At 68.9% G+C, this 13,563-nt stretch carries 13 protein-coding genes; 6 read left to right on the top strand and 7 right to left on the bottom strand.

Annotated elements, in window-relative coordinates; translation table 11 throughout:
• Positions 1-20: 20 nt before the first annotated feature.
• Complete coding sequence (locus ACLQ2T_RS25940; RefSeq protein ID WP_425768969.1) at positions 21-1,931, bottom strand: Xaa-Pro dipeptidyl-peptidase; 1,911 nt, start codon at positions 1,929-1,931, stop codon at positions 21-23.
• Positions 1,932-2,301: 370 nt separating this feature from the next.
• Between ACLQ2T_RS25940 and ACLQ2T_RS25935 the strand changes: the two genes are divergently transcribed.
• The gene (locus ACLQ2T_RS25935; RefSeq protein ID WP_425768968.1) at positions 2,302-3,630 is read left to right on the top strand and encodes a glycosyltransferase family 4 protein; all 1,329 of its coding nucleotides are present in this window, start codon (positions 2,302-2,304) and stop codon (positions 3,628-3,630) included.
• A gap of 189 nt (positions 3,631-3,819) precedes the next feature.
• Complete coding sequence (locus ACLQ2T_RS25930) at positions 3,820-4,410, top strand: DUF1707 SHOCT-like domain-containing protein (protein WP_425768967.1); 591 nt, start codon at positions 3,820-3,822, stop codon at positions 4,408-4,410.
• 212 nt (positions 4,411-4,622) lie between these two features.
• Here ACLQ2T_RS25930 and ACLQ2T_RS25925 read toward each other — a convergent pair whose 3' ends face one another.
• Positions 4,623-5,579, bottom strand: a complete 957-nt coding sequence (locus ACLQ2T_RS25925) for an NmrA/HSCARG family protein (RefSeq protein WP_425768966.1) — start codon at positions 5,577-5,579, stop codon at positions 4,623-4,625.
• 93 nt (positions 5,580-5,672) lie between these two features.
• Here ACLQ2T_RS25925 and ACLQ2T_RS25920 point away from each other — a divergent pair, with 93 nt between their 5' ends.
• Positions 5,673-6,281 carry a TetR/AcrR family transcriptional regulator gene (locus ACLQ2T_RS25920; protein WP_425768965.1) on the top strand — a complete coding sequence of 203 codons (609 nt, stop codon included), beginning with the start codon at positions 5,673-5,675 and terminating at the stop codon, positions 6,279-6,281.
• A gap of 111 nt (positions 6,282-6,392) precedes the next feature.
• Here ACLQ2T_RS25920 and ACLQ2T_RS25915 read toward each other — a convergent pair whose 3' ends face one another.
• From ACLQ2T_RS25915 to ACLQ2T_RS25895, 5 genes are read right to left on the bottom strand one after another with little or no spacing between them, the layout of a single operon-like run.
• Entirely contained in the window at positions 6,393-7,049 is a 657-nt protein-coding gene (locus tag ACLQ2T_RS25915; RefSeq protein WP_425768964.1) for a GNAT family N-acetyltransferase, read from the bottom strand.
• A 13-nt stretch (positions 7,050-7,062) separates the two neighbouring features.
• Positions 7,063-8,556, bottom strand: coding sequence for an APC family permease (locus tag ACLQ2T_RS25910; protein ID WP_425768963.1), 1,494 nt, complete (start codon positions 8,554-8,556; stop codon positions 7,063-7,065).
• A 40-nt stretch (positions 8,557-8,596) separates the two neighbouring features.
• A complete protein-coding gene (locus ACLQ2T_RS25905; RefSeq protein ID WP_425768962.1) occupies positions 8,597-9,337 on the bottom strand; it encodes a GOLPH3/VPS74 family protein in 741 nt (246 codons plus the stop codon).
• A complete protein-coding gene (locus ACLQ2T_RS25900; protein WP_425768961.1) occupies positions 9,334-9,561 on the bottom strand; it encodes a hypothetical protein in 228 nt (75 codons plus the stop codon). The genes ACLQ2T_RS25905 and ACLQ2T_RS25900 overlap by 4 nt, the downstream gene beginning before the upstream one ends.
• On the bottom strand, positions 9,558-9,812 hold the full coding sequence (locus ACLQ2T_RS25895; protein WP_425768960.1) for a hypothetical protein: 255 nt from the start codon (positions 9,810-9,812) through the stop codon (positions 9,558-9,560). Before ACLQ2T_RS25895 ends, ACLQ2T_RS25900 begins: the two co-directional genes overlap by 4 nt.
• Positions 9,813-10,445: 633 nt before the next feature.
• On the opposite strand from ACLQ2T_RS25895, the gene ACLQ2T_RS25890 reads away from it, so the two are divergent.
• The 3 genes from ACLQ2T_RS25890 to ACLQ2T_RS25880 all read left to right on the top strand — a co-directional run bounded on the left by ACLQ2T_RS25890 (position 10,446) and on the right by ACLQ2T_RS25880 (position 13,521).
• Positions 10,446-11,345, top strand: a complete 900-nt coding sequence (locus ACLQ2T_RS25890; protein ID WP_425768959.1) for a helix-turn-helix domain-containing protein — start codon at positions 10,446-10,448, stop codon at positions 11,343-11,345.
• Entirely contained in the window at positions 11,338-11,532 is a 195-nt protein-coding gene (locus tag ACLQ2T_RS25885) for a DUF397 domain-containing protein (RefSeq protein WP_425768958.1), read from the top strand. Before ACLQ2T_RS25890 ends, ACLQ2T_RS25885 begins: the two co-directional genes overlap by 8 nt.
• Before the next feature lie 345 nt (positions 11,533-11,877).
• Entirely contained in the window at positions 11,878-13,521 is a 1,644-nt protein-coding gene (locus ACLQ2T_RS25880) for a type I restriction-modification system subunit M (RefSeq protein ID WP_425768957.1), read from the top strand.
• Positions 13,522-13,563: the final 42 nt, after the last annotated feature.

Below are 13,563 nucleotides of genomic sequence, written 5' to 3'. Positions count from 1 at the left end.
GAGGGCGTCCCACCGTTCGATCAGTTCAGACCGGCTGCCACGGCGGCCTGACGGCCACCGACGATCGGCAGGGTGATCCGGGTGCTGTCGAAGTGCACCGTGATCTCGGCGCGGGTCTGCTTGGCCCGGCTGCTGTAGCCGGAGTACGAGCCGAGCAGGACCACACCGATCTGGTGGCCGGCCTCGAAGACGTAGTCCTCGGGCTGCAGCGGGATGTCGACGGCGTTCTTCTCACCCGGCACCAGCGGCGTGGAGGTGTAGAGCGAGTCGAGGTTGAGCCCGTCGTAGATGCCCTTGGTGACCAGCTCCTGCGGGTTGCTGGCCACGTTCTTGACGACCTGCCGGTAGCAGGCCTCCTCGTTGTGCCCACCGAAGTTGGCCGACTCGCCCCAGCAGTCCTCGGTGGTCACGGTGCGGACGCCGTCACCGGAGGTGCTGAACCGCTCCCGGGTGCCGTAGTCGACGAGCAGACCGGCGAAGCTGGTGTCCTCGCCGTTGACCGAGGCCTTGATCCGCACGATCGGGGTGCCGGAGATGTGCAGCGGCGCCTTCAGCGGCTCGGACAGGAAGACCAGCCGGTTGTTCTTGTTCGCCGCCGGGTCCGAGGGGTGCCGGATCGCGTTGGCCTGGCTCATCGTCGGGGTGTCGGTGAAGGTGGCCTTCTTGTTGCCGGGGCCGGGCTTCACCGAGATGTCGCCGGGGTCGCCGTCGGTGCCGGGGCGCAGCCAGATCTGGGTCGGCTGGGACTTGGGGATCGGCCAGTTGGCGTGGGTCTCCCAGACGTCCGGCAGCCGCTCGAGGTCGACCATCGGCTCACGCATGATGCCGTTGTCGATGCCCTGGAGCCAGAAGTCGAACCAGCGGTGCAGGGTGTCCACCCACTCCGCGCGACGGAAGTCGAACGGGTCGATGTGACCGGTGCCGGTCAGCCACAGCTTGCGCGGCACGTTGTTCTCGGCCAGGGCGTACCACCACTTGCTGAAGTGGTCGGCCCGCACGTTGTCGTCGTTGATGCCGTGCACCAGCAGGACGCTGGCCTTGACCTTGTCGGCGTGCGGCACGTAGTCCCGCTCGGCCCAGAAGTCGCTGTAGTCACCGGTGGCGTCGTCGCCAGCCTGGCCGAGCTGGGTCCGCACCGGGGCGCAGTACGCCCGACGGTTCGGGTTGGTGACGGTGTTGGCGAGGCTGCCCGAGTAGTTGTTGGCCCGGGTCACCAGACCGTTGCTACGCGAGTAGTCGTACCAGCTGGAGATGGCCGAGATCGGCACGATGGTGGACAGGCCGTCGACGCCGGTGGCGGCGGCGGCGTTGGCCAGGGTGCCGTCGTACGACTTGCCGATCATGCCGGACTTGCCGTTGTGCCAGTTCGCGACGATTTCGTTGCCGTCGGCGTCGACGCCCTTGCGGCGGCCGTTGAGCCAGTCGATCGCGGTCGGGGCGCTGATGTTGTCCGCGTAACCGCCGGTGACCGGGCAGCCGGTCGAGTTGTTGGTGCCGATCATGTCGAGCAGCACGACCGCGTAGCCACGCGGCACGAAGTAGTTGTCGTAGAACAGCGGCCACTGGTCGAGCAGGCCGTCGCCGTCGAGATCGGCCTTGCACTCGGTCTCGTTGCCGCGGCAGACGGTCGAGTAGTAGGGGCTGGCGTCCATGACCACCGGCACCCGCAGGCCCTGGTCGCTGGCCTTGGGCCGGATGATGTCCATCGCCACGACGTCGAGGGCGCCGTCGGAGTCGGTGTCGACGTCGGAGGTGACGAAGATCCGTTCGCGGATGGCGTCGGCGTAGCCGAAGACCGGCTGGGTGACACCGTTCGCGATGACCAGTTGGTTCGCCTGCACGGGCTGCGCTAGCGCGGGGGTCACCGGCAGCACGGCGGCGGTCATAGCGACCGCCACCGTTCTACCCAACCATCGCCTCGTGGTTCGCATTGTGGTTTCTCCTTCCAGGCACCGGGTGCCGAGCACCGCCCGCCGGTTCTGGCGCACGGGCCATGAGCCCCTCGGTGCTGCGTCCGGTTAGAACCTACGAACCGGGCCATGGCAAGGTCATCAGACAGATGCGGGAGGTGCGGGTCACCGACTGCTACGCCTGTCGCAGGCCTGGGCGCAATGTCGCCCGGCGTCCGATCCCGGTGCCGCCGACGGCCGTACCGACGGGCTTTACAGCCCCGCAATCGGGATGTCTCCGCTGGTTATCCAGCTGCCAGCAGGATGGGTCGTGACTGGGCCGCAGCCGCGCAGCACCACCCGCCGGGCGCAGGGACGGGGCCGCGCACAGACATCTCAAGAAGGGGCGCGCATGTCACCGAACGCTGACGTCATCGACATCAACCCCGTACGTCCGCAGCGGGTCCTGATGTTGTCCTGGGAGTATCCGCCGGTCCTGGTCGGTGGCCTCGGCCGGCACGTGCACGCTCTGTCGGTGGCACTGGCCGCCGCCGGCCACGAGGTCACCGTCGTCACCCGCCACGCCGCGGGGGCGCCGCTGTCCGAACACCTCGACGGGGTACGCATCCTGCGGGCCGCCGAGGACCCGGTCACCTTTCCGCTGGCCACCAGCTCGCTGCTGGCCTGGACTATGGCGTTCAACCACACCCTGACCCGCACCGCCCTGCACGCCGCCGCCACCGGCGACTTCGATGTCATCCACGCCCACGACTGGCTGGTCGCGCACACCGCGATCACCCTGGCCGAGCACCTGCGCCTGCCCCTGGTGACCACCATGCACGCCACCGAGGCGGGCCGGCACCAGGGCTGGCTGCCGGAGGAGATGAACCGCACCATCCACGGTGTCGAACACTGGCTCAGCACCGCCTCCACCCGGCTGATCGCCTGCTCCGGGTACATGCGCGATCAGGTCACCACCCTGTTCGAGGTGCCGCAGGAGAAGGTCGCCGTAGTGCCCAACGGGGTGGACGACCGGGCCTGGCGGGCCCGCCCCCGCGCGGTCGCCGCCGCCCGCGCCCGGTTCGCCGCCGACGGCCCCTTGATCGGGTACGCCGGCCGACTGGTCTACGAGAAGGGGGTACAGCACCTGGTGGACGCCGTGCCGCAGTTGCGGGACCGGCACCCCGGGCTGCGGGTGCTGATCGCCGGTGACGGCCCCTACCGGGGCGAGTTGGAGGAGCGGACCCGGCAACTGGGTCTCGGCGGGACCGTCCGCTTCGCGGGATTCCTGGACAACACCCAACTGCCGGCGGTCCTCGGCGCCACGGACGCGACGGTCGTACCGAGTCTCTACGAGCCGTTCGGGATGGTGGCCCTGGAGGCGGCGGCGGCCGGAGCACCGCTGGCCGTGGCCCGTACCGGCGGCCTGGCCGAGATCGTCGAGCCGGGCGTCACCGGGGTGACCTTCCCGCACAGCGACCCACCGGCCCTGGCCGGGGCGGTCGGTCGACTCATCGGCGACGAGGTCTTCGCCCGCCGGGTGGCCCGGCAGGCCCGCAGCATGGTCGGCCAACGGTACGGCTGGGCCACCATCGCCGCCCGTACCGCCGAGACCTACGCGGTGGCCCGCCGGGCGCACGCCCCGGCACAGACCCGCCGTCCCACCGTCGACCTGCCGGCCCCCCGGCAATCGATCGACATCCCACACGGCAACCTGCTCGTCGGCACGGCCGCCTGCTAGCTCTGTCGTCCAGCTCTCCGGCCCGCGCCCGGAATGGTGGGACGGAGGGCGACAGGTGGTCGGCGAGCCCTGTCGAGCTGAGGGCGCAAACGGATCGCGGCGACCGGCTCCGGCCCGCAGCCTGTGGGGCAGGGCAAGCCCGGACCATCGGCTGCCCAGGTCGGTGCGGGGCACCAGTAGGCTCGGTGCGTGGAGTGGGAACGGCACAACGACGATGACCGACTGCGCGTCTCCGACCGGGAACGGGAGGAGATCGTGGAACTGCTCGGCAAGGCCACGGCCGAGGGCCGGCTGACCCTGGACGAGTACACCGATCGGGTCGGCGCGGCCCACTCCGCGCAGACCCGGGGTGAGCTGGCCCGGCTGACCACGGACCTGCCGAACGCCCCCGGCCGCTCCCCCGCCCGCCCCGCCGGGGCGCTCGCCCAGACGACGGAGAAGCTGCTCGCGGTCTTCGGCAGCGAGGTGCGCAAGGGCGCCTGGTCGGTGCCGGAACACATCGACGCCCGGGCCGTCTTCGGCGACTGCCGGATCGAGCTGCACGAGGCCCGGTTGCCTCGACAGGTGACCACCATCGAGGCGAACGTCATCTTCGGCAGTATCACCATCGTGGTGCCGGAGGGCACGGAGGTCCGGCTCACCGGCTCCGCGGTCTTCGGCGAGAAGAAGTCCAAACTGAAGGGTCCGGTCGCCCCGGGCGCTCCGGTCATCGAGGTCCGCTGCCGGGTCGTCTTCGGCGACCTCACCGTCCGCCCACCCCGCAAACGCTGGAAGATCTGACCGACGCTGACCGACGCTGGCCGCCGCCGTTCGGCCGCCCGCCGCCGTTTCGGCGAAACGGCGGTTTCCCACCGCTCCGCACCCCGCCGTTACGGCGAAACGGAGTCGATCACCTCGTCAACCGCCGCGCTGTGCGGCGCTGCGGCGTGGTTGGGCGGATCCTCGTCGCCGCGTCAATCGGCCGCGCTGTCCGGCGCGGCGGCGTGGTTGAGCTAGTCCTGACCCGGGTCCTCGCCGCCCGGCCGCACCCCGATGGACAGGTACCGCGAGGCCCACTCCTCGAAGGAGGTGAGCGGGATGCCGAGGTCCCGGGCGAACTCCGGACGGGCGGGCTGCCCGGCCACCTCCACGAAGCAGTGGGAGACGGCCCCGAACGCCGGCATACCGGCCGCCAGCGCCTCCTGTTCGGTCATCCTCGGCGCGGTCAGCGGCACACCCAGGGCGCGCGACATGACCTCGGCGATCTCCGTCATCGACAGGTAGTCGCTGGCCAGTTCCAGCTCGACCTGGTGGAAGCGCTCCGGTGCCGCGATCGCCGCCGCCGCCGCTCGACCGATGTCGTCGACCGCGACCAGGGACAACCGGGTCTCCGGCCGCAGCACGGTCACCAGCCCGCCCTCGACGCCCCGGGGAAGCAGGTAGGCCATCGAGGGCAGGAAGTTCTCCATGAACCACCCCGGCTTGATCAGCGTCCAGTGCTGGAACCCGGCCGTGCGTACCCGATCCTGGATGGCGGTCTTGGCGTCGTAGTAGGGCTTCAGGGCAGTCCACCGGCCCTCGTGCCAGCCGGGGGCCTCGGCGTGCTGCCCGGCGCCGGAGACAGACGTGTGCACGAACTGTGGCACCCCGGCGGCAAGTGCCGCCTCGATCAGGTTGACGCCCTGAGTCACCTCGCCGTCGAAGTCGAGGGACTCCCCCTTCAGCTCGGGCATCTGGACCGAGAAGACCGCGCGGGCTCCCTCCGCGGCCGCGATCAGGGAGCCACGATCGTTCAGGTCACCGGTCCGCAGGTCGGCACCGAGAGCGGCGACGGCTCTCGCTCGGTCGGTCTCCGGGTCACGCACCAACGCTCGGACGGGTACGCCCGCCGCCCGTAACGCGCGGACGGTCGCGCCGCCCTGTCGTCCGGTGGCGCCGACGACCAGAACGGGTACGAGTTCGTTGGACATGAGACCCCTCTCGCTAAACGGCGTGGCCCGCCGTTTCTACTCCGGTAAGATACGGCGGACCCCGCCACTTAGCAACCTTGGAGCTGAGCGACCATGACCGCTGCGCAGCGCGCCGACGCGCGGCGCAACTACGCACGCCTGCTCGCCGTCGCGGTGGAGGAGGTCGCCGCACACGGCGCCGACGCATCCCTGGAGCAGATCGCCCGCGTCGCCGGAGTGGGCTCAGGCACCGTACGGCGGCACTTCCCCAGCCGTCACGCACTGCTGGCGGCGGTCTTCCGCGAGCGCGTCGAGGCCCTCGCGGCGCACGCCGCCGACCGGGCCGAACGAGCCGATCCGCGTGCCGCGCTGCTGGAGTGGCTCAGGGCCGTCATCGCCTCCGCCACCACCATCAGCGGGTTGGCCGAGGCACTGAATCGCGACCGGGTGGCCGGCCCCGACGACACCCACGTCTACTGTGCCTGCGCGCAACTCACCGCCGCGGGCGAGCCACTGGTCCGGCGCGCGTCCGCCGCCGGGGCTCTCGCTCCGGGCGTGACGATCGACGACCTGCTCACCCTGATGACCGGCATCGCGCTGGCCACCACCCACCACCCCGACCCCGCCGCCGAGGCCGCCCGCCTGCTCGACCTGGCCATCACCGGCATCAGTCCCGGGATCGGCTCGGCGGTGGCCGACTCGGCGACCTCGCGCCGGACCTGATCAACCCCCACGCCGGCCGACCTGCCGTGCGGGCTCACCCGAGTCGACGGCAAGCTTGCGGGGGTCGAGGTCGACGGTGACCGGTAGCTGGTCGCGGGTGGTGGGGGGCGGTCACAGGGACCGCCGGTGTAGCCGGGTGCGCGGGAAGGGGCTCCGGCCGCCGCTGGTGGGGGCGCCGCGCCACATCCGCCAGATGACGGGCCCTTTCGTGGGCAGCACGATGGTGGGGCCGGCGTGGTAGCCGAGGCGGAGGTAGAGCCGCCGGTTACGCATGTTGCTGGCCTCCAGGTACGCCGGCAGGCCGAGCTGGTCGAGACGACGGTGCTGGTCGGCGAGCAGCGCGGCGCCGATGCCCCGGTTCTGCCGGGTCGGGGCGACGGCCAGGTAGGCGAGGTAGTGGTGCGGGTCGTCGGGGTGGAAGGCGTCGAACATCTCCTCCAGCAGCACGAACTTCGGGGCGTACGGGCCCGCGATGCGTTCCAACGTCGCCAGTCGGCTGTGGGTGTCGACCGGGGTGGGTTCGAGGCGGGGGTACCAGATCGCGACGGCCGTCTGGTCGCCGGTGGTGTAGACCTGCCCGTGTTCCAGTCCGTGCTGGAAGGCGTCGGCGAAGTACTCGTAGTAGACGGTCCGCCGGTCGACCGGGTCGGGAATGAGCCAGTCGGCGAGCGGGCCTTCGTGGAACGCCTCGGCGAGGACGCCGATCAGCGGCCCGGCGTCGGCCTCGGCGGCGGGGCGGACGAGCAGATCGTTGTTGCTGACGGTCACGGCTTCTCCCTGGTCAGGCGGGCTGGCGGAGGGTGTCGGGGGTGCGCAGGGGTCCGGTGTCGCGGTCCGCGCCCAGGCCGACTGCGGCGTACACCTCGGGGTTTGTGGTGCGCAGGGCCAGCGCCCATGCGACGCCGAGCAGCGCGACGGCGGCGTACCCGGCGGGGAATGCCCAGCGCAGCGGCGAGTCCGGCGCGACGCCGAGCAGCGTGGCGAACTCCCGCAGCGTCACGGTGAGGATCCCGCCCAGCGCGACCGTGGCCAGGCCCGGTGCGATCAGTGACCGCCACGGTCCTTCGGTATGCGTGATGCGGGCGAAGAAGCCGATCACGGCGGCGGAGGTGATCGTCATCAGAATCAGCACCCCGAGCCCACCGGTGACGGTGACCCAGAAGAACAGGTGCACGATCGGATCGGCCCCGGCCACGGCGTAGCCGACGAGCACGCAGAACGCGAGCGCACTCTGGGCGAGGGAGCCGACCTTCGGGGCGCCGGTACGGCGGCTGGTGCGACCGAACACGGCGGGCAGCACCCGCTCGCGGCCGAGCGCGAACAGGTACCGGGCCACCGTGTGGTGGAAGCTGAGCAGGGCGGCGAACAGCGAGGTGATGAAGAGGATCCGGGCGACGGTGATGATGCTGTCGGCCAGGTACGGCGACACCAGGTTGAAGATCAGGTCGGTGCCGTCGGCGCGGGCCGCCGCCACGATGCGGTCCGGGCCGGTGGCCACGGACATCGCCCAGGCCGACAGTCCGTACAGCAGACCGGTGACGGCGACCGCGATGTACGTGGCGCGGGCGATGGTGCGCCGTGGGTCCTTGGTCTCCTCGCTGAACACGACGGTGCCTTCGAAGCCGACGAACCCGGTGATCGCGGTGACCAGGGCCGCGCCGATACCGGCGGCGACAACGTGGGAGGGGGCGAGGGTGTCGAAGCTGACGGTCCCGTCGGCCGGGTGGGTGACCATGATGGCGTCGAAGGTCAGGGCGACGACGCATTCGGCGACCAGGACGACGGCGAGGACCTTGCCGTTGAGGTCGATCCGGGCGACACCGAGCACCGCGACGACCGCCCACACGGCGAGGGCGCAGACCCACCAGGTCAGGTCGACGCCGTACCGGTCGTTGAGGAACTGGGCGGTGACAGCGCCGGCCCCACCGTAGAGGCCGATCTGCATGGCGTTGTAGGCGAGCAGCGCGATCATGGCGGCGCCGACCCCGGCCGGGCGGCCGAGCCCCCGGGTGACGTAGGTGTAGAAGGCGCCCGCGTTGACGATCCGGCGGGACATGGCCACGTAGCCGACCGCGAACAACGCGAGCACGGCCGCGACCACCAGATAGGACACGGGGATGCCGGTGACCCCGGTGACCGCGTACCCGGTGGTCGCGCCGCCCGCGACGACGGTGAGCGGTGCGGCGGCGGCGATCACGAAGAACACCACCGAGGGGATACCGAGCCGCCCTCGGGCGAGGACGGCGGAGACGGTGTCGGGTTTCGAGTGGGACATGGGTTCTCTCTCAACGAGAAGGGATGAACGAAAGGGACAGTCAGGTGGTGCGGTGGCTCAGGACGGCGCTGCCGACGACGGCACCGAGGTCGGCGAGCAGGTCCCGCAGCGGTGGCGGGGCCTGCTCGACCTGCTGACGCAGGAACCCACGGACGGCGAGGGGTGTGCCGTCGAGCAGGATCGGATCGAGTTGGGTGTGCATCGCCAGACCGGCTAGGGCCACATCGAAGGCGTTCAGGGGTCGATGGTTGCGCAGTTGGAAGGACAGCCGGGCCCACGACCAGGCGGCCGTGTTCATGTCCGTCGGCACGTACACGGTGCGCTGCCGCCACAGCCGACCGACCTGCTGCTGGCGGAGCAGCCCGCGCTGCCACATCCGGGTGGCCACCTGCTCGTAGGCGGCCGTGGCGAAGTACGCCAACCAGGTACGGGTCTCGGTGTGACGCGGCTCCGCCACCAGGCGGTCGAGGACGAGGTGTTGCAGCCAGTCCTTCGGCGGGACAGCGTTGATCACCCGCAGGCGTCGGCCCTCGAAGGTGATCCGACCCTCGCCGTACAGCTCGGCGAGCAGCGCGGCGGACAGGCCGTACGCCGTCGCCGACTCGAACAGCCGCGACCGGCCGGTCTGGTCGTCGTGCGCCAGGTAGAAGAACTCGTCGGCGAGACGCACGCTGTTCGGCATCGCGGCGCTGCCGACGGCGCGCACCGGCCGGGCCGGCTCGACCGGCGCCGGATGCTCGCGCAGGTGTGGGGCATAGTCGCCATGGGGTGTGCTGTTCACCGCGGCCGGCCCTCCTCGGTCGAATCGTCGATGGGAAACCCGAGCCGCCGAAGGAGCTTCCGGCCGCCGGGATGGCGACCGAGTTCCTCGACCGCCCAGGTGTGCTGCCCGCACCCGCCGTCCTGACAGTGGAAGCAGGTGCGCCCGTCGCGGTGCTGGCGCACGGTGTTGCGCGCGGCCTCGAAGCGATCGACGGGACGGTCACCGTCGTCGGTGCCGGTCACCTCGCCTGCCTTTGGTCATGCAGCGCGGTGACCTTGACCCGCACCTCCATGCACGGCGGATGCCGGTCGACGTGCGGGTACTCGCACTCCGGCCGGTGACCGAGCACCCACACCCACTCGTCCGCCCGATTCGGCAGCTCACGGACGCAGGCGACGGTCACGGCCACGGCGGTACCGGGGATCAGGTCCCGGCCGTACGACCAGTCACCCGGATCGAGCCGCAGCAGCGTCCCCGCCGCAACCTCAGGCACCGCCCGCCCCATGCTCCACCCCCTCCCGCCCACCGCGCCCGCCCTGGTCGTCGCCCCCGCCGCTTCGGGGTTGATCAAGAGGTTCTGGTCTTCGATGGGCATCTCCGGAGACCAGAACCTCTCGATCAACTGGGCGGGTGGGGGTCCCGGTGGGGCGGAGGCCGAACGGGGGGAACGAGTGGTCGGCGTTGGCCGGTACGAACCACTTGAGGCGCACTGCCATCACCTTTCTGCGAGAGATGCGCGGCCGGGCCTTCCCTGGCACCGACCGCGCACCCCGACGGGGTGGGTGCGGGGACCGCTCCGATCGGGGGAAGCGGTGCGATCCCCGCACCCGGCTCGTGGCGCCTGTGGGCGGCACGGTGGGGCGGGTAAGTCCTCAACGGACAGCCGCTGGCCGTCCACAAGTGAGGTTTTGCTGTCGCCGGGGATGCCGGACAACTTGCTGAGAGTCATCGTCTGGCTGCGATAGGGCAGAATGCAATGCAGCACATCAATCCAAATCATGAAAGGGATTGCACATTAGCGCTTTCACAAGACGTTAGCCCTGGTCAGGGCAGCAATGCGCAGAACGTGATCAAGTGGCCCATCGTTTGTATGCTGCTGTTTGGCAAAGTGGTGATAGGAGGCTCCGTGTCCGACACTGACGGATCGGCCCTGTTGAGGCGGAGGATCGGCCGCAAGATGGCGGCCCTCCGCAAAGAGACAGGGATGAGTCAGGAGAGGGCTGCCATCCTTCTCCAACGCAGCCCCGCAACCATCCACCGAATCGAAGCCGGCGACCCCCGCATCAAGTTCCGCGACATCGAGATCAAGGCGATGTGCGAGCTGTACGAGGCCAGCGCCGAAGACCGCGCCGAACTACTCGCCCTCGGCGGCGAAACCCGCACCAAGGGCGCCAGCGCCTGGTGGCACGACTACACCAACACCCGCCTACCGAGCTGGTTCGGCCTGTTCGTCAGGCTGGAAAGCAGTGCCGAGCGGATTCGGGAGTATGGCCCCGAAGCGGTGCCCGGACTCCTCCAGACCCGTGAATACGCCACGGCCGTGACGGGTGTGCCGAAGGGCCTCATCGACCCCGAGGATGTAAAGCGGCAGGTCGACTTCCGGATGGAGCGTCAACGCCTGCTCACCAACCCGCGACCACCGCACCTTGCGGTCGTGTTGGGCGAAGGCGCCATCCGACGAGCCGTCGGCGGGCCGGAGGTCATGGCAGCCCAGCTTCAACACCTGCTCGATGTCAGCCGGTCCCCCAGCGTGACGATCAGGATCCTCCCCTTCGCAGCCGGGGCGCATGGCGGCATGACATCCGCGTTCTTCATCTTGGAGTTCCCGAATGTGCCCGGCACCTCGGAACCCCTTGAGCCACCGCTGGTCTACGTCGACAGCCTCACCGGTGCGCTCTACCTCGACAAGGCAACCGAGGTCGCGGCGTACAAACTCGCGTGGGACGACGTGACCTCACGAGCACTCGACGAGGAGTCGTCGAGGACCTTGATAACCGCAACAATGGAGGCATTCACCCGTGGCTGACACGACTGTCCAGTGGCGCAAGAGCAGCCGCAGCGGCAACCAGGGAGCCTGCGTCGAAGTTGCCGACGCACTTCCCGGTGGCGGCGTGGGCGTCCGCGACAGCAAGGACCCCAACGGCCCCGTACTGACCTTCTCCCCCACCTCCTGGACCACCTTCACCACCAGCCTGCGTACCCCCACCCCCTAGACCCGCAACCCCATCCCTGTGCTGGTGGTGGCCGCTGACCCAGCGGCCACTACCAGCTCTTATCCCGATCGGTTTCCAGCACGGAACCTCGTCGGTTCAGCATCGGCGGACACCGGTCGTAGTGACCTATCTGCGGCATGAGCGGCGTTCGATCGGTTACGAGGACTTACTCAACGTGACCGGCGTGGTGCCGCCGCCCCCATGACACGCATCGTGTCTGATGGCTGATGATGTTCTTGTGACGCACCGGCTGCTGCAGACTGTGCGCCGCTTGCTCTAACGGCGTGCGCGGGCTAGTGCGGGGCGTCCAACACCTATCGTCGAGTGAATCCCGTAAGGAGCTTTGTGAGCACCCTCGGTAGCTTTATCTGGTCTATCGCCGACCAGCTTCGGGGCCCCTACCGCCCCAACCAGTACGGCAACGTGATTCTCCCGCTCACAATCCTGCGACGACTCGACTGCATCCTTGAACCCGACCGGGACACGGTGCGCGCGCTGGCGGCGAAGTACGACAATCCCAACCGGCTCAAGATCGAGGTCAAGAAGGCGACCGGCCAGCCGTTTTACAACACCTCGAACTACTCCTTCGCCAATCTGCTGACTGACGCCGATGGGCTGGCGGACAACCTGGCCGACTACATCGACCGGTTCTCGCCTGATGTCGACGTGTTCCAGTACTTCGACTTCAAGAAAGAGATCCTCGCCCTGGAGAAGGCAGGGCTCCTGCGCGAGATCATTACGTCCTTCAAGGCCATCGACCTGCATCCGAACGTCGTCTCCAATGCCGATATGGGCGACGCGTTCGAGTACATCATCCGTAAGTTCAACGAGGCCGCGAACGAGACCTCCGGCGACCACTACACTCCGCGGGACGCGATCCGACTGCTGGTAGACCTGCTCTTCGCTGAGAAGGACGCTGACCTGACTCAGGCCGGCATCGTCCGCTCGCTGTACGACCCCACTGCAGGCACTGGTGGCATGCTTGCCCTAGCCGAGGAGCACCTGCTTGCCCAGAACCCCGGTGCGAAACTGAGGCTGTATGGCCAGGAGTACAACCCGCAGTCGTACGCAATCTGCAAGTCTGACCTGCTGGCCAAGGGCTACGATGCGAGCAACATCGCCTTCGGTAACACGCTTACCGACGATGCCTTCAAGGGTCGCCCGTTCGACTTCTGTATGTCCAATCCGCCCTACGGTGTCGACTGGAAGCAGTACGCCAAGGCGGTCACGAAAGAGCGCGACGAAGCCGGGCCTTACGGCCGATTCGCCCCCGGCCTCCCGTCGACCTCGGACGGACAGATGCTCTTCCTGCTCCACCTGGCCCACAAGATGCGGGCACCGGAGGACGGCGGTGGCCGGGCCGGGATCGTCATGAACGGCTCGCCGCTCTTCAACGGCGCCGCCGAATCCGGCCCCTCCAACATTCGAAAATGGCTGCTGGAGAACGACCTAGTCGATGCCATCGTCGCTCTACCGACCAACATGTTCTTCAACACCGGAATTGCCACCTACATCTGGATCCTCGACAACACCAAGCATCCCGACCGCAGGGGCCTGGTTCAGCTCATAGACGGCACGTCATTCTGGACCAAGATGCGGAAGAACCTCGGCTCCAAGGGCCGCGAGATCAGCGACGCTGATCTCGCCAGGGTCGTCAAGCTGTACGCCGCCTTTACCGACGCCGACCCGGACTACTCCAAGGTGCTGCGCAACGACGAGTTCGGTTACTGGACTATCACCATCGAACGCCCCCTCCTCGACGATTCTGGCCAGCCAGTGCTCGACCGCAAGGGAAAAACCAAACCGAACACCAAGAAGCGCGACACCGAGAACGTCCCGTTCACCTACGGCGGCTCGACTGCCGGTGCGGCCGGCAAGGTCGAGGTCATTCAGGCCTACTTCGACATCGAGGTGAAGCCGAATGTGCCTGACGCCTGGATCGACTGGGCCAAGACTAAGAGCGTGTCTCAGGTGGTGAGTTTGAGGTAGCGCTTGTGGCAGGTCAGGGCGGCGGCGAGGGTGACGAATGCG

The sequence above is a fragment of the Micromonospora sp. DT229 genome (assembly GCF_049844505.1).
Taxonomy (GTDB): domain Bacteria; phylum Actinomycetota; class Actinomycetes; order Mycobacteriales; family Micromonosporaceae; genus Micromonospora.
Note: the sequence above shows the minus strand (reverse complement) of the source record. Positions and strands in the feature narration are given on the sequence as shown.